At 72.1% G+C, this 15,099-nt stretch carries 16 protein-coding genes; 6 read left to right on the top strand and 10 right to left on the bottom strand.

All coding sequences use genetic code 11. The features are described 5' to 3' along the window. Positions 1-8 precede the first annotated feature (8 nt). Positions 9-803 (bottom strand): metal-dependent hydrolase, encoded by a 795-nt coding sequence (locus ACH4N1_RS29025; protein WP_398101715.1) that lies wholly within the window; start codon positions 801-803, stop codon positions 9-11. Between the two features lie 145 nt (positions 804-948). On the opposite strand from ACH4N1_RS29025, the gene ACH4N1_RS29020 reads away from it, so the two are divergent. Both ACH4N1_RS29020 and ACH4N1_RS29015 read left to right on the top strand, forming a co-directional pair. Then, entirely contained in the window at positions 949-3,462 is a 2,514-nt protein-coding gene (locus ACH4N1_RS29020; RefSeq protein WP_398101712.1) for a DUF3516 domain-containing protein, read from the top strand. A gap of 46 nt (positions 3,463-3,508) precedes the next feature. After that, positions 3,509-4,375 (top strand): acyl-CoA thioesterase, encoded by an 867-nt coding sequence (locus ACH4N1_RS29015; RefSeq protein ID WP_382784642.1) that lies wholly within the window; start codon positions 3,509-3,511, stop codon positions 4,373-4,375. Here the strand turns inward: ACH4N1_RS29015 and ACH4N1_RS29010 are convergent. Both ACH4N1_RS29010 and ACH4N1_RS29005 read right to left on the bottom strand, forming a co-directional pair. After that, complete coding sequence (locus tag ACH4N1_RS29010) at positions 4,321-5,274, bottom strand: DUF6397 family protein (protein WP_398101709.1); 954 nt, start codon at positions 5,272-5,274, stop codon at positions 4,321-4,323. The genes ACH4N1_RS29015 and ACH4N1_RS29010 overlap by 55 nt on opposite strands. A gap of 127 nt (positions 5,275-5,401) precedes the next feature. Further along, a complete protein-coding gene (locus tag ACH4N1_RS29005) occupies positions 5,402-5,815 on the bottom strand; it encodes a roadblock/LC7 domain-containing protein (protein ID WP_398101707.1) in 414 nt (137 codons plus the stop codon). Positions 5,816-5,920: 105 nt separating this feature from the next. On the opposite strand from ACH4N1_RS29005, the gene ACH4N1_RS29000 reads away from it, so the two are divergent. Beyond that, positions 5,921-6,349 carry a PPOX class F420-dependent oxidoreductase gene (locus ACH4N1_RS29000; protein WP_398101705.1) on the top strand — a complete coding sequence of 143 codons (429 nt, stop codon included), beginning with the start codon at positions 5,921-5,923 and terminating at the stop codon, positions 6,347-6,349. Between the two features lie 48 nt (positions 6,350-6,397). Here the strand turns inward: ACH4N1_RS29000 and ACH4N1_RS28995 are convergent, their stop codons facing one another. From ACH4N1_RS28995 to ACH4N1_RS28975, 5 genes are all read right to left on the bottom strand, one after another. Further along, positions 6,398-7,003 (bottom strand): GTP-binding protein, encoded by a 606-nt coding sequence (locus ACH4N1_RS28995; RefSeq protein WP_398101703.1) that lies wholly within the window; start codon positions 7,001-7,003, stop codon positions 6,398-6,400. 246 nt (positions 7,004-7,249) lie between these two features. After that, positions 7,250-7,663 (bottom strand): DUF742 domain-containing protein, encoded by a 414-nt coding sequence (locus ACH4N1_RS28990; RefSeq protein WP_398101700.1) that lies wholly within the window; start codon positions 7,661-7,663, stop codon positions 7,250-7,252. 21 nt (positions 7,664-7,684) lie between these two features. Beyond that, on the bottom strand, positions 7,685-8,122 hold the full coding sequence (locus tag ACH4N1_RS28985) for a roadblock/LC7 domain-containing protein (protein ID WP_398101698.1): 438 nt from the start codon (positions 8,120-8,122) through the stop codon (positions 7,685-7,687). Next, a complete protein-coding gene (locus ACH4N1_RS28980; RefSeq protein ID WP_398101696.1) occupies positions 8,119-10,731 on the bottom strand; it encodes a nitrate- and nitrite sensing domain-containing protein in 2,613 nt (870 codons plus the stop codon). The genes ACH4N1_RS28985 and ACH4N1_RS28980 overlap by 4 nt, the downstream gene beginning before the upstream one ends. Positions 10,732-10,777: 46 nt before the next feature. Further along, on the bottom strand, positions 10,778-11,569 hold the full coding sequence (locus ACH4N1_RS28975) for an MHYT domain-containing protein (RefSeq protein WP_398101694.1): 792 nt from the start codon (positions 11,567-11,569) through the stop codon (positions 10,778-10,780). Between the two features lie 152 nt (positions 11,570-11,721). Here ACH4N1_RS28975 and ACH4N1_RS28970 point away from each other — a divergent pair, with 152 nt between their 5' ends. Next, positions 11,722-12,321, top strand: a complete 600-nt coding sequence (locus ACH4N1_RS28970; RefSeq protein WP_398101691.1) for a class I SAM-dependent methyltransferase — start codon at positions 11,722-11,724, stop codon at positions 12,319-12,321. Between the two features lie 120 nt (positions 12,322-12,441). Here the strand turns inward: ACH4N1_RS28970 and ACH4N1_RS28965 are convergent, their stop codons facing one another. Continuing rightward, complete coding sequence (locus ACH4N1_RS28965; RefSeq protein WP_398101688.1) at positions 12,442-13,338, bottom strand: oxygenase MpaB family protein; 897 nt, start codon at positions 13,336-13,338, stop codon at positions 12,442-12,444. Positions 13,339-13,437: 99 nt separating this feature from the next. Here ACH4N1_RS28965 and ACH4N1_RS28960 point away from each other — a divergent pair, with 99 nt between their 5' ends. Together ACH4N1_RS28960 and ACH4N1_RS28955 are read left to right on the top strand one after the other, a co-directional pair. After that, positions 13,438-13,767, top strand: a complete 330-nt coding sequence (locus ACH4N1_RS28960; RefSeq protein ID WP_398101685.1) for a hypothetical protein — start codon at positions 13,438-13,440, stop codon at positions 13,765-13,767. Between the two features lie 137 nt (positions 13,768-13,904). Continuing rightward, positions 13,905-14,753: a hypothetical protein gene (locus tag ACH4N1_RS28955; protein ID WP_398101682.1), complete on the top strand. Its 849-nt coding sequence runs from the start codon at positions 13,905-13,907 to the stop codon at positions 14,751-14,753. Positions 14,754-14,801: 48 nt separating this feature from the next. Here the strand turns inward: ACH4N1_RS28955 and ACH4N1_RS28950 are convergent, their stop codons facing one another. Continuing rightward, on the bottom strand, positions 14,802-14,984 hold the full coding sequence (locus ACH4N1_RS28950; protein ID WP_398101679.1) for a hypothetical protein: 183 nt from the start codon (positions 14,982-14,984) through the stop codon (positions 14,802-14,804). Between the last annotated feature and the right edge of the window lie 115 nt (positions 14,985-15,099).

Below are 15,099 nucleotides of genomic sequence, written 5' to 3'. Positions count from 1 at the left end.
GGCAGGACTCAGATGTAGTTGAGCGCGGCCGCGCCGCCCACTCCTCCGAGCACCATGAACACGGGCATCAGCACCTTCAGCTCGACCCAGCTTCCGGCCCGGAACCGCATCGCCTTGGGCGGGCCGATCGGGTACCAGCGCTTGCGCCCGATGGGTATGGGCCACAGAACCGGACAGCCCGAGACGGTCAGCGCGTCCCCGATGTCGTGGACCAGGGCGCCGAGCACGATCGGCAGTCCGAGCCAGAGGTACTCCTGGCCCGGGTCCGTGAACAGCCAGTCCGACCCGTTGCCCGGCTTGTCCAGCACACCGGCGATGATCCACGCGGTCGCCGCCGCCAGCAGCCACACCAGCACGTCGCTGCTGGACCCCCGCGTCGCCCGCCACAGCAGGCCCTCGATCGCCAGGACCATGTGGACGAAGAGCAGTGCCAGAACCGCCCAGCGTCCACCGGTGATCGCCAGCGCCGAGGAGCCCGCACCGATCATCACCGCCCACAGCCAGGTGTGCGTCAGGGTGCGGTGCCCGCCGGAACGCCGCGGGTCGCCCTGCTTGCGCGTGCTCTTGTAGACGGCGTAGGAGAGCTTGTCCACGATCTCGCACAGCCAGCGCGAGAGGGGTCCGAAGGCGCGGGAGATCGTCGCGGCCTTGTGGTCGAGGTCCGGGGCCAGAGCAGCGCCGGCGCAGATCAGCGCACCGGCGAGCAGCACCGGCCACGGCATCGAGTGGCCGGCCGCGGCTGCCGCCGCGCCGACGCCGAGCCAGGCGGCGGCGCCCGACAGTGAGTGTGCTGGTCCCATCATGGCCGTTGCCCGCCCTATTCCTCGTGCGCCGCTGTCCAGTTGACCGGGTGCGATGACGCTCCGTCGGCGACACAGCGTAGCTGCCGTGATCTTCGGTCTCGCATCCGATTCCCCCGTTGCTCACCGGGGCAGGCAAGATGGGGGCGTGACCCTCATCGATCAGTTGCCGCCGACCGCAGATCCCGACGCCCTGTACGAAGCCTTCGAGTCCTGGGCCCAGGAGCGCGGACTGACGCTCTACCCCCACCAGGAGGAGGCGTTGATCGAGGCGGTCTCCGGGGCGAACGTGATCGTGTCGACGCCGACCGGCTCCGGCAAGAGCATGATCGCGGCGGGTGCGCACTTCGCGGCCCTCGCCCGTGACGAGGTCACCTTCTACACCGCTCCGATCAAGGCGCTGGTGTCGGAGAAGTTCTTCGAGCTGTGCAAGATCTTCGGCACGGAGAACGTCGGCATGCTCACCGGTGACGCGTCCGTCAACGCCGACGCCCCGGTCATCTGCTGCACCGCCGAGGTGCTCGCGTCGATCGCGCTGCGCGACGGCAGGCACGCGGACGTCGGCCAGGTCGTCATGGACGAGTTCCACTTCTACGCGGAGGGCGATCGCGGCTGGGCCTGGCAGATCCCGATCCTGGAACTGCCCCAGGCCCAGTTCATCCTCATGTCGGCCACGCTCGGCGACGTGTCCTTCTTCGAGAAGGACCTCGCCCGGCGCACCGGCCGGCCCACCGCGGTGGTCCGCTCGGCGACCCGGCCCGTACCGCTGTCCTACGAGTACCGCTTCACGCCGCTCACGGAGACGCTCACCGAGCTGCTGGAGACGAAGCAGGCTCCCGTGTACATCGTGCACTTCACCCAGGCGCAGGCGGTGGAGCGGGCGCAGGCGCTGATGAGCATCAACATGTGCTCGCGAGAGGAGAAGGAGCGGATTGCCGAGCTGATCGGGAACTTCCGCTTCACCACCAAGTTCGGCCGCAACCTGTCGCGTTACGTACGGCACGGCATCGGCGTGCACCACGCCGGCATGCTCCCCAAGTACCGGCGACTCGTGGAGAAGCTCGCCCAGGCCGGCCTGCTGAAGGTGATCTGCGGGACGGACACGCTCGGCGTCGGCGTCAACGTGCCGATCCGCACCGTGTTGTTCACGGCGCTGACGAAGTACGACGGCAGCCGTGTCCGCACGCTGCGGGCCCGTGAGTTCCACCAGATCGCGGGCCGGGCCGGCCGGGCCGGCTTCGACACGGCGGGCCTGGTGGTCGCGCAGGCGCCCGAGCACGTCGTCGAGAACGAGAAGGCGCTCGCGAAGGCGGGCGACGACCCGAAGAAGCGCCGCAAGGTGGTCCGCAAGAAGGCGCCCGAGGGCTTCGTCGGCTGGACCGAGAGCACCTTCGAGAAGCTCATCGCCTCCGACCCGGAACCGCTGGCCTCCCGCTTCCGGGTCACGCACACGATGCTGCTGTCGGTCATCGCACGCCCCGGCAACGCCTTCGAGGCGATGCGGCACCTGCTGGAGGACAACCACGAGCCGCGCAAGCAGCAGCTGCGGCACATCCGGCGCGCGATCGCGATCTACCGTTCGCTGCTGGACGGCGGGATCGTGGAGAAGCTCGACGCGCCGGACGCCACGGGCCGCGTCGTGCGCCTGACGGTGGACCTCCAGCAGGACTTCGCGCTGAACCAGCCGCTGTCCACCTTCGCGCTGGCCGCGTTCGAGCTGCTGGACCCGGAGTCGCCGTCGTACGCGCTCGACATGGTCTCCGTCGTGGAGTCCACCCTGGACGACCCGCGGCAGATCCTCGCGGCCCAGCAGAACAAGGCGCGCGGCGAGGCGGTCGCCGCGATGAAGTCGGACGGCGTGGAGTACGAGGAGCGCATGGAGCGTCTCCAGGACATCACGTACCCGAAGCCGCTGGAGGAGCTGCTGTTCCACGCGTACGACACGTACCGCAGGAGTCACCCGTGGGTGGGTGACCATCCGCTGTCGCCGAAGTCGGTGATCCGTGACATGTACGAGCGGGCGATGTCGTTCACCGAGCTGGTGTCGCACTACGAGCTGGCCCGCACCGAGGGCATCGTGCTGCGCTACCTGGCGAGCGCCTACAAGGCGCTCGACCACACGGTCCCGGACGACCTGAAGTCGGAGGACCTGCAGGATCTGATCGAGTGGCTCGGCGAGATGGTGCGGCAGGTCGACTCCAGTCTGCTGGACGAATGGGAGCAGCTGGCCAACCCGGAGGAGATGACCGCCGAGGAGGCCCAGGAGAAGGCCGACGAGGTCAAGCCCGTCACCGCCAACGCGCGTGCCTTCCGCGTCCTCGTCCGCAACGCGATGTTCCGCCGTGTCGAACTCGCCGCCCTCGATCACGTCGACGAGCTGGGCGAGATGGACGGTGAGTCCGGCTGGGACGCCGACGCGTGGGGCGAGGCGATGGACAAGTACTGGGACGAGTACGACGACCTCGGTACCGGTCCGGACGCCCGCGGTCCCAAGCTGTTGGTCATCAAGGAGGAGTCGCAGCACGGGCTGTGGCGGGTCCGGCAGATCTTCGACGATCCGAACGACGATCACGACTGGGGCATCAGCGCGGAGGTCGACCTGGCGGCGTCGGACGCCGAGGGTCGCGCGGTGGTGCGCGTCACCGACGTCGGCCAGTTGTGAGCACAGGACGAGGACGAGGCAGACACCGCACAGGAGAAGCACACCCATGACGAATCCGGCCGAGAGGCTCGTGGACCTGCTGGACCTCGAGCAGATCGAGGTCAACATCTTCCGCGGCCGCAGCCCGCAGGAGTCGCTGCAGCGGGTCTTCGGTGGGCAGGTCGCCGGCCAGGCGTTGGTGGCGGCCGGCCGGACGACGGAGGGCGACCGGCCCGTGCACTCGCTGCACGCGTACTTCCTGCGGCCGGGCCGGCCGGGCGTGCCGATCGTGTACCAGGTCGAACGGGTACGGGACGGGCGGTCGTTCACGACCCGCCGGGTCACCGCGGTGCAGCAGGGGCGCACGATCTTCAATCTCACCGCCTCCTTTCACAAGCCTGAGGAAGGTCCCTTCGAGCACCAGCTGCCGCCGGCCCGCGAGGTGCCGGATCCGGAGTCCCTGCCGACGGTCACCGATGAGGTCCGGGCGCATCTGGGCGCGCTGCCGGAGCAGTTGGAGCGGATGGCGCGTCGGCAGCCCTTCGACATCCGGTACGCGGACCGGCTGCGCTGGAGCCCCGAGGAGATCAAGGACGCCGAGCCGCGCAGTGCGGTCTGGATGCGCGCCGTCGGTCCGCTGGGTGACGATCCGCTGGTGCACACCTGCGCCCTGACGTACGCCAGCGACATGACTCTCCTGGACGCCGTGCGTCTCCCGGTCGAACCGCTTTGGGGGCCCCGGAACTTCGACATGGCGTCCCTGGACCACGCGATGTGGTTCCACCGGCCGTTCCGCGCGGACGAGTGGTTCCTCTACGACCAGGAGTCGCCCGTCGCGATCGGGGGTCGCGGTCTGGCCCGCGGGCGGATCTACGACCTTCAGGGGCGGCTGCTGGTGTCCGTCGTGCAGGAGGGCCTGTTCCGGAAACTGTAGGCCCCGGCGTCTCGGACGCTTCCGCGGAGCAGCCGGCCCAGGAGTCCGGTCCTGGGCCGCTCGGTCCGCGAGGCCGGCTGCCGTTCACCGGCCGGCCGCGGCGGGGCGGGCTTCGCGGTGGGTCGTGGTGCCGGTCGGTGTGCGCGGGCCAGTTCGAGGGCGTGCGTCAGGTCGGAGCGCAGCCAGGCGATCTCGTCGGGGTCGGCCGCCGTCATGATCCTCTCCGCCAGTCGCGCTGCCGGTGAACCCGGGGCGCTGTGCGTCGGCGGTCCGGGCCGGAAGCGGTTCAGGTGGGAGCGTTCACAGGGGTCCCTGACGATGTCGGCGACCTGTGCCGGGTCCAGGAGGGCGGCCAGGGCGCCCGCCCGCTGCCAGGGCCCCTCGGCCTGCCGCAGCAGGGATCCGAGGTGCCGTCCGCGCCAGTTCCGGGCCCGTAGGTCCAGTCCGGCGGCCAACTGGTCCCGCGTCCCCTCGGGGGCGCGGCCCGTCAGCAGGGTCGTGTTGTTCTCGTCGGCGGCGAACTGCCGCAGTTCATCGGCGAGATAGAGCCATACGACGGCACGGTAGCGATTCAGGTAGAACGTCACGGGCACCAGGAGACCCATCCGCGCCAGGCGGGTGAACCGGCTCGGCGGCACCCGCATGACGGCTGCCGCCTCGGTGGTGCCGACGGCCTCGACGCTCCTGGTCAGGGCGCCGGGAAAGCCGGGCGCCGCGCGCAGGCGGTCGATCTCGGCGCGGGCCACCCGTCGGCTCCCGCCCTCGTCGTCGGGTACGGTCCTGATGCGTCCGAGATGCACGGCGAGATCGAACTGGCTGCGCTTGAGGCCCAGTTCCCGTGCCGCACGGCTGTAGGTGCAGGAGAGGGCGTGCGGTGGCGCGACGGTGTTGCCTGACATGGTCGGTCTCCCCCGTGGTGTGAAGGGCCCCGCGCCGTCCGCGGTGGCCTCGGGAAAAACCGTAGCCACATTCACGAAACTCTTGGCAGCCTGTGGATAACTCCACGGGGGAAAGCGAAAAAGCAGGTCAGAGGTGTGGGTAGGGGTCGCTGCCGGGTCGGCGTGCGTCGACGGTGAGGTGCTCTCCGACGCGATTGACGAGCAGGGCCATCTCGTAGGCGATCTGTCCCATGTCGGCCTCGGCCGTGCTGAGCACGCAGAGACAGCTGCCGCTGCCGGCAGCCGTGACGAACAGCACCGCGTCGTCGAACTCGACCATCGTCTGGCGCACCCCGCCGACACCGAAGTGACGGCCGGATCCCTTGGCGAGGCTGTGCAGTCCGGACGAGACGGCGGCGAGGTGCTCGGCGTCCTCCCTGCGCAGTCCCGAGCTGGCGCCCGCCACCAGCCCGTCGTTGGACAGGACCAGCGCATGATGCACTTGTTCGACGCGCTCGGTCAGGTCGTCCAGCAGCCACCCCAGGCTCTGCTTCTGTGCCATGATCCGTCTCCCCGTGACGTTTCCCCGTGTGGTGTTCCCGCCTGGCCGACAGGTCCGTCCGCCAGCCTTCCCCACCTCCGGCCGCCGGGCAAGGAGGATGGGGGCATGGCAGAGAAGATGACCGATGAGGAATGGCGGGCGTTCGTCTCGCAGGGCACCCGTACCGCGAAGCTGTCGACGGTACGGGCCGACGGAAGCCCGCACGTGGCACCCGTCTGGTTCCTGCTCGACGGGGACGAGGTGGTGTTCAACACCGGTAAGGAGACGGTGAAGGGGCGCAATCTGGCGCGGGACGGCCGGGTCGCCCTGTGCGTGGACGACGACCGGCCGCCGTTCGACTTCGTGGTGCTGCAGGGACGCGCCCGGATCTCGGAGGACCTCGACCAGGTGCGGCTGTGGGCGACCCGTATCGCTGCCCGGTACATGGGAGAGGACCGGGCCGAGGCGTTCGGTGCCCGCAACGGCGTCCCGGGCGAACTGCTGGTCCGCGTCGGGATCGAGAAGGTCCTGGCGCAGAGGGCCGTGGCGGACTGACGCGAAGGGCGGCCTCCCTCAGCCCATGGAGTCGAAGGGCGGCCTCCCTCAGCCCACGGAGTCGAGGATCCGGGCGGTGTGCATCCGCCCGGCGTACTCGACGAGCCGGATCAGCACCTCCTTCCCCGAGTCGCGGTCGCGGGCGTCGCACAGGACGACCGGGGTTCCCCGGTCCAGGTCGAGGGCGCGGGACACCTCCGGGGCGCCGTAGGGGCGCGCTCCGGTGAAGCGGTTGACGGCCACCACGAAGGGGATGTGCCGGTGCTCGAAGTAGTCGACCGCGGGAAAGCAGTCCTCCAGCCTCCGGGTGTCGGCGAGCACCACGGCGCCCAACGCTCCCTGGGAGATTTCGTCCCACAGGAACCAGAAGCGGTCCTGGCCCGGGGTGCCGAACAGGTAGAGGGAGAGGCCGGAGCGGATGGTGATCCGGCCGAAGTCCATGGCGACGGTCGTCGTGACCTTCCGGTCGACGCCGTGGGTGTCGTCGACCGACCGGCCGGCCTCGCTGAGCAGTTCCTCGGTGCGCAGCGGTCTGATCTCGCTGACCGCGCCCACGAGGGTGGTCTTGCCCACGCCGAACCCGCCGGAGACCAGGATCTTCAGCGCCAGCGGGGTGTTGTCGCCACTCACGGTGTCGGAGTGCTCGGTGACCATGGATCACTTCTCTCGGGAGTACCGGCTTCGGTCGACGTCGGTGCGGGGTTCCAGTGCTGTGGAGGGTCGGCCGCGCGCTGCGGCGCGGGGTCGCGAAGGCAGCATCATGGCAATGACGGCCCGTCGGCGGCCGGTTCGACCGCTGTCCGCGCGATGTGACCGCCTCGCGTCGGTTCGCTGTCCGAGGACGTGCCGGATTCTGTTCGGGCGGGTCCGTCCGCTTCCGGGTCGGTGCGGACGTCCCCTCTACAGTGCCCGCAGTCCCTCCACGACCTCGCGGAGGATCCGCTCGTCGGGCAGTTGTGCGGGCGGTACCGGGCGGCTGACGGCGACGCGGCCGAGTTCCAGCAGGTCACCGAGGAGTACCCGGACCACGCCCACGGGCAGGTCCGAGCCCGCCGCGAGTTCCGCGACGGACTGGGTCTCCGTGCGGCACAGGTCGACGAGGACGCGGTGTTCCGGCCCGAGCTTCGTGCCGTCGGCACTCGGTGCGGCGGGGGCCAGGGTGACCAGGGCGATGAGGTCGAAGCGCACCCCGGTGGGACCGGGGTGCGTGCGCCCACCCGTCATGGCGTAGGGGCGGACCAGGGGCCCGGCCTCGGTGTCGTACCACTGGCTGCCCCGCCCGTGGGGGGCGGCGGCCGTCGTGTCCTCGTTCATCCGCGCGGCCGGCCTCTCGCCTCATCCGGCGGTGGGCGGTCGCGCGGAACTGCGCGGCGCCGCACGGAGGTGCTCTCCGACCCTCTTGACCAACCGCGCCATCTCGTACCCCACCAGGCCGATGTCGGCGGTCGCGACGGTGAGAACGGCCAGGCAGGAGCCGTCACCGGCGGCGGCGACGAACAGGAAGCCGTCGTCCATCTCCACCATGGTCTGGCGTACGCCGCCGGCGCCGAAGTGCCGGCCGGCGCCCTTGGCGAGGCTGTGGAAGCCGGAGGCGATGGCGGCGAGGTGTTCGGCGTCCGCGCGGCCGAGGCCGGTGGAAGCGCCGACGGCGAGGCCGTCGGCGGACAGCACCACGGCGTGCCGTACCTCCCTCACCTGCATGACCAAGTCGTCCAGCAGCCAGTCGAGTTCACCGGACCGCTGGGCCGGCCTCATGCTCGGGTCGTGGGTCACGCGGAATCTCCTTCACTGCTCTCGCGGCGCGGTACGGCACTGCGGCCGGGTTGCCTGCCGCCGCCTCGCGCCCAGCCGTCGCGGTAGGCGGCCATGCGGTCCCTCACACGTTCGGGGGTGTGCCGGTCGTCGTTCCGTGGTCGGGGGTCCTGGACCGGTTCCTCGGCGGCCGGCCTGCGCAGCTGCGGCGCGAGACTGGCCTGACGGACCCGGCGGGGAAGGCCGTCCGATCCGTCGGCCCCACCCGGCCTGTCCGACCGGTCCGACGCGCCCGAGCCGTCGGAGGCGTCGGAGCCGTCGGACGGACGGCGCGGGCGCGGGGTGGTGACTCCGGGGAGTGGGGTGTCGGCCGTCGTCCCGGCGGCGGCCCGGACGCGGGTGATCAGCGCGGGCCGCTGGGCGTCCGCGTGGACGCTGCCGCCGGGCCCGTCGTCCTCGGCCGGTGACTCCTGCGGGCCGTCGGCGGCGTCCACACGCGCGTACGCGTGTTCCAGGGGCTGCCGCTCCCGCGCCGCTTCGCGGGCGGAACGTTCCGGCGCGCCGCCGTGCAGCAGCGCGGTGGGCAGCAGGACGACTGCGGTGGTACCGCCGTAGGGGGAGGTGCGCAGGTGCACCTTGACGCCGTGGCGCGCCGCGAGCCTGCTGACGACGAACAGGCCGAGCCGGTCGCTGTCGAACAGGTCGAGGGCCCCGGACTGTGCGACGCGCCGGTTGGCGTCGGCCAGGGTCTCCTTGCCCATCCCCAGGCCGCGGTCCTCGACCTCGACGGCGTAGCCGTTGCCGACGGATTCGCCGGTGACGTGCACGCGCGTGTGGGGCGGTGAGAACTGGGCGGCGTTCTCGACGAGTTCGGCGAGCAGGTGGGTGAGGTCCGCGACGGCGGTTCCTTCGACGGAGACCTCCGGGAGCTGTCGTACCTCCACGCGCGCGTAGTCCTCGACCTCGGAGACGGCTGCGCGCACCACGTCGGTCAGGGAGACCGGCGTGCGCCATGCGCGACCGGGAGCGGCTCCGGACAGGATGATGAGGCTCTCCGCGTGACGCCGCATGCGGGTGGTGAGGTGGTCGAGCCGGAAGAGGTCGCTGAGCTCGTCCGGGTCGTCGGAGCGGCGTTCCATGCTGTCCAGGAGGCTGAGCTGGCGGTGGACGAGGACCTGGCTGCGGCGGGCGAGGTTGACGAAGACCCCGGAGATGCCGTCGGCGAGTTCGGCGCGTTCCACGGCGGCCCGCAGCGCGGCGCGGTGGACGGTGCCCAGGGCCTCGGCGACCTGGCCGGTCTCGTCCTCGGCCCGGGGGTCTGCCGGGGCCTCCGCCCGGATGTCGATCTCTTCCCCCGCCCGCAGTCTCCGCATGGCCTCGGGAAGTTTTCGGCGGGCGATCTCCAGGGCGACGTTGCGCAGGCCGACGAGTTCGACCACGAGGCCGCGGCCGATCCGTACGGAGATGACGAGGGAGGCCCCGACGGCGGCGAGGCCGAACAGGACGGCGGCGCCGGCCGGGGTGAGCAGTCCGCGGGTGAACGGGTCGGCCCGCTCGGCGACGTCACGCGCGGCGCCCGCCTCGATGGTCCGCATCCCCTCCTGCACACGCGCGTATGCCGTGTTCCAGGTCGCCTCCGGTGCGGCGGCGAGGGCCTTCGTGCCCGGCCCGGTGTCGAGCACCTTGTCCTCCACGGTGGCCACGGCGGCGTGGGCGCTGCCCGCGGCCAGGCCGCGCCAGGCGGTGCGTTCGGGGCCGCGGAGGTCCGCGACGGCCGCCCCCGTGAGGGAGCGGCGCGTCGCGACGGCTCCGGTGAACAGCCGCATGCGCTCACCGTCGAGGCGGCCCGTCAGTCGGGCACCGCCGAGTACGGCGTCCTCCTGGGCGAGGGCCTCGCCCGCGCGGGAGAACTCGACGAGCACGCGCGCGTCGGAGCCGAGTTCGTCGTCCTGGATGCCGGAGAGGGCCCCGGCGACGGAGAAGGCGGCCGCGATCGTGCGGGTGTAGCGGCCGTAGGTGTGCTCCCAGCCCGCGCCGCCGTCGAGGACCGCGGTCCGCAGCGGGCGCAGTTCCTCCGCTCCGGAGACGAACGCCTCGAGCCGCCGGGCGACTCCCGCGGGCAGGTCCTGGCCGTCGGCCACCGTGCCGTGGTCTCCGAGCCGCAGTCCGGCGACCGCCCGGTCGGTCGCCTCGCCGAGTCCTGCGAGGTCGTCACCCTGCCCTGCGCCGGGGTCGGTGGCGTGCCGGACGGCTGCCGCCCGTTCGGCCTGCAAGGCGGCCACAGCCGCCGCCACAGGGGTGCGGACCCGGGCGTCCACGCGCTGCAACTGACGCAGCCGGGAGACGTCCTGGGCCGTCGTGACGGTGGCGTACCCCCACAGGGCCAGGAGCGAGACGACCGGCACCATGAGGAGGCAGACGATCTTGGCGCGCACCGTGCGCGGCCTGATCCGCCAGTGTCCCGCGCGCGGGGGCCGCGCGTCTGTCCGCCGGCCTGTCCGTGTGTCCGTCCGTGCGTCCGTCCGCTCGTCCGGTCCCTCGTGCGCGGGCGGTCCGGCGTGGGCGCGGCGCCCTCGCACGGGGGTCGGTGTCCGGACGCCGTCCGTGGGGGTGCTCCGGGGTCTGCGCATGGCCTCCTCGTTCGTCAGTGGTTCGCAGGTGGGTTGTCCGGTCCCGTCATACGGTCCGGGCCTGCCGGCGGCCGGCGGTGCCCTCCGTCCGCTGGGCGGAGGCGGACGCCTCGTGTTCCCCCGCGGTGGGCGACAGCGCGACGAAGGCCGAGGTCAGGAAGAGGTACGACCCGAGACCCACGGCGAGGGGAAAGACGAACTGCATCGCCGTGGCGCCGGGCAGGGTCTCGCGCGAGGGCGTGACCTGGACGTGGACCGCGAACATCCCGGTGTAGTGCATGCTGCTCACCGCCGCCCCCATCACGAGGGAGGCGAGGGTGACCGCGACCGGCGACTTGATGTCGAGGGCCGCCCAGAGCGCCGCGGTCGCCGCGAGGACGGCGATGACGACGGAGAGTCCGACGAGCATCGGGTCGTAGGTGACGTCGCCGTGCAGTCGCACCGCCGCCATGCCGAGGTAGTGCATGCTCGCCACACCGAGCCCGGTGGTGAGCCCACCGATCAGCAACGCGCGCGTGCGGCCCCGGCTGTGGCCGACGGCGAACACTCCGGCACAGACGACGACCATGGCGACCAGGAGGCTCAGCACGGTGAGGGGAACGTCGTAGCGGATGTCGGTCCCGCCGACGCCGAACCCGAGCATGGCCACGAAGTGCATGGTCCAGATGCCGGTGCCGATCGCCGATGCCGCCGTGACGAGCCAGTTGCGGCGCGAGCGCCCGGTCGCGCCCAGCGCACGGACGGTGCAGCGCAGCCCGAGGGCGGCACCGATGCAGGCCATCGCGTACGACAGCACGGGGGTCAGCCAGCCGAAGGCGGCGTGGTCCAGGTGTCCCATGGCTGGGGGACGCTAGCCGGGGCACGGAAGCACGAAGGGGGCGCATTTCGAAACCTGCCGCAATATGACACGAAAATGCGCCGGGGCGACCGCCTCTCGCCCGAACGTGTACGCGGCGACGGCCTCCCCGCCGGTGGGGGATCATGCGGACCATGAGCGACGACCACACACACGTCCAGGAGTTCTTCACCCCGCGCGCCGCGGACTGGGACAGCCGGTTCCCCGACGACGCCCCCGCCTACGCGGCCGCGGTCACGGAACTCGGTCTGCGCGAGGGCGACCGCGTGCTCGACGCGGGCTGCGGCACCGGACGGGCCCTGCCACCGCTGCGCGACGCCGTGGGACCCTCCGGGGTGGTCGTCGGGGCGGATCTGACCCCGGCGATGCTGGAAGCCGCCGTGCGGGCCGGACGTGACCGTGCCGGGCGACTGCTGCTCGCCGATGTCACCGCGCTCCCCCTGCGCTCCGGTTCGCTCGACGCGGTGTTCGCCGCCGGTCTCGTCGCCCACCTGCCCGACCCCTCGCGGAACCTGCGCGAACTGGCGCGGGTGGTCCGTCCCGGCGGCGCGCTGGCCCTCTTCCATCCGATCGGCAGGGCGGCCCTCGCGGCGCGCCAGGGCCGCAGCGTCACCCCGGACGACCTGCGCGCCGAGCCGAACCTGCGGCCGCTGCTCGCGGGCTCGGGATGGCGCATGACGTCGTACGCCGACGAGGACGCCCGGTTCCTGGCGCTGGCCGTGCTCGAGGGCTGAGGCTCACGCGTCTCCGGCCGCCGCCTTCACGAAGGCGTCGGCCCCGTCGGGCGGGGTGCACCGGCCGTCGCGCGGACGGCGTCGCGGGCCGCACTCGCCTGGCTGGGCGAAACGCCGACGTCACCGGCCGGCCGAGCCGTCACCCTGCCGCGCGGGGCAGCCTCGCAGTCCGGGCGTCGGCCGGGTGCCCAACTGCTCGAGGAGGTAGCCGTCCGGGTAACTCCTGATCTCCCGGTTCTGGCGGGCGAAGTGCGGTGCGCGGCGCGGCGGGAGGAGGCGGACGGCACGTCCACGCGCGCGTACGGCCCGACGGACCAGCGCGCGCGTGGCGGGGGCGGGCGGGGTGTAGCGGAAGGCCCGCAGGAGCGGTTCGTCCAGCAGGGCGAGGGTGACGGTGCGCAGCACGGGGGCGAGCGGCCTCGGGTACCAGGAGGCCATCAGGTCGAGGGTGGCGTCCGAGACCGCCCGCGCGTCCTCGTCCCAGGCGAAGTGGGCCTCCTCGTAGGCGTCCTGAAAGGCCTCGAACTCCTCGTAGGACGAGGGGACGTCCTTGATGCCCATGCGGTGTCCGAGGGTGCGGTAGTGGACGCTGGAGGCGACGATCTCGTGGCGGGACAGCCTGCGCCATCCGTAGGCGTCGATCCAGCGCTTGGGCACGACCACGAACGTGCAGAGCACGTAGCGCATGTCGTCGTCGCTGATGTCGTAGCTGCGGTGCATGCGGTTGATGCGGCGGACGGCCGTTCGGCCCTGTTCGCTGTCGAATCCGTGCTCGACGACGGCGTCGAGGAGCAGCGCGGTGTCGTCGTAGCGTTTCTGCGAGCGTTCCGTGAGTTCCGCCGTGCGGGCGAGCAGACGGCCGATGCTCGGCACCGCGTAGGTGCGGTAGAGGGCGAGTTCCAGGGCTCGGGTGACGTCCCAGGGGAACTCGTGGGCGACGGTCAGCCGGTAGATCTCGGAGGCCTCCGTCACGGGGTCCATGCGCCGGATCCGTTCGAGCCGCTCGTAGCGCTTCACCGCTCCGTCCCCCTTCTGCCGCCGGAGCTCCGACTCTACTCTGAGTGACAGCCGGTGAACGCTCGGTCGGCGCAACGGGCAAGGGGAAGGCGGTCGGCGATGTTCGACTCGGTCCGCAGGGTCTGGGAGCGGTTCCTCGGTGCCACGCGCGGGCGGCCGCGTCCGGGCGGGTCGCGCTCCGCCGGGGATCCGCGGGGATCCGGCACGAGGCGCGCGCCCAACCTGTTCGAGGCAGCCGCCGCGTACGTGGCGGCGTGCGCGGAGGACGACCAGGACGGGATCGAGGAGGCGGCGGGCTGGGTGTCCCCCGAGGCGCTGTCGTTCGGAGTCAACGAACTGGCCTGCCGGGCGGTGATCGCGCTCGCGCGTGAGCGCGACGAGTCACCGCGGACGGTGGCGCGGGCCCTTCTCGGGCTGTCGTCGGCGTGACACTGTCGGCGGCCAGAGGGTGATTCGCCCCCGTCCGGCCGGAAAACTGCAGCTCCGGGCGGGTCGGGGAGTCGTGACAAGCGCCTTCTCGCCGCACTAGGGTGCGCGCCGACGGACGAACCGATGGGGAGGCTGGGATGGCAGGGACGGAGGAGGACACCGTCGCCGCCGCGGACGATGCGCTCTACGTGCTCACGGCGGTGCTGCTGACGCCGGCGAAGTTCCCGAGTGTGCTGGGCGACGACTACCCGGAGGCCTGCGCGGCGCTCGGCCTCGCGCCGCTCGCCGACGGCTACGGCCTGGTGCTGGGCCAGGACGGTGAGGGCGCCCGGTGGACGGTCGTCATCGACGACGTGTCGCTGGTGGCCGTCGCCATCGCGTCGTGGGACTGCGGCATGGAGTACGACCTGTCGCCCGACGAGCGGACGGTGGTCGCCGCCCTGCCCGGTTGGCCCCTGGCGGTGGCCGTCGCGGCGCCCGGCGTGCCGGAGCCTCACGACCCCGAGCCGGAGGCGACGGACGGCCCCGCCCTGCGCCCGCCGGACACGACCACCTGGGGCCCCGCGCAGCGGCGGCTGGGAGCCGACGAGATCGCGCTCCAGTGGGCGTTGTGGCGGGAGCAGATCGACGACGCCGAGTTCGCGCCCGCGCCGGAAGGGGCGGAGGCGGCCGAGCCGGCCGACGGCGGGGAAGGAAGCGGCAGGAACACCGCGGCGGGGCACGGTGGTGTCCGACGTGTCCTCGCGGAGGTCCGCGCCTACGTGGAGACACCGCCTCCGCTGGGGCGCGTGCGCTCCTCGTTCGCTCCGGGTGACGCGCGCACGCTGCGCGCGGACGGCCCCGGCTGGTCGCTGGTGGCCCGCACCGACGACATCGCCTTCGTCCTGCTCGACGACGAACCGGGAGAGGTGCTGCCGGTCGGGCGGGGGCCCGAACTGCCCGGCCTGCTCGAGGCGCTCGACAAGATGGCCGTACGGCCCAGCTGAGCCCACGCGCATGCCGGACGGCGGGGGCCGCGACGCGGCCCCCGCGGATCAGCGGCCGATCTCCTTGCGCGTGACCCGGCGCAGCCTGCGCCGCTGCGAGGGATCCAGCGTGAGGTACGCCACGGCCGGAACCCCCAGCACGATCAGCAGAGCCGCCCACCAGGGCAGCCAGATCAGCAGCAGGAGCCCTACGGCCACACCCCCTGCGGCGATCTTCGCGTTCTTCGACATGTGCGTCGCCTCCTTCGCGGCCACTGCCGCTCTCTGATGTGAGAACGGCTCCGTGCGGCGCCCGGTTCCAGCATCACCCCTGAGACGTCCCTGACGTCCACCCCGAGATGCCCCT

Origin of the sequence: Streptomyces sp. NPDC017202, assembly GCF_044331705.1 — a bacterium.
In the GTDB taxonomy this organism is placed as follows: domain Bacteria; phylum Actinomycetota; class Actinomycetes; order Streptomycetales; family Streptomycetaceae; genus Streptomyces.
Note: the sequence above shows the minus strand (reverse complement) of the source record. Positions and strands in the feature narration are given on the sequence as shown.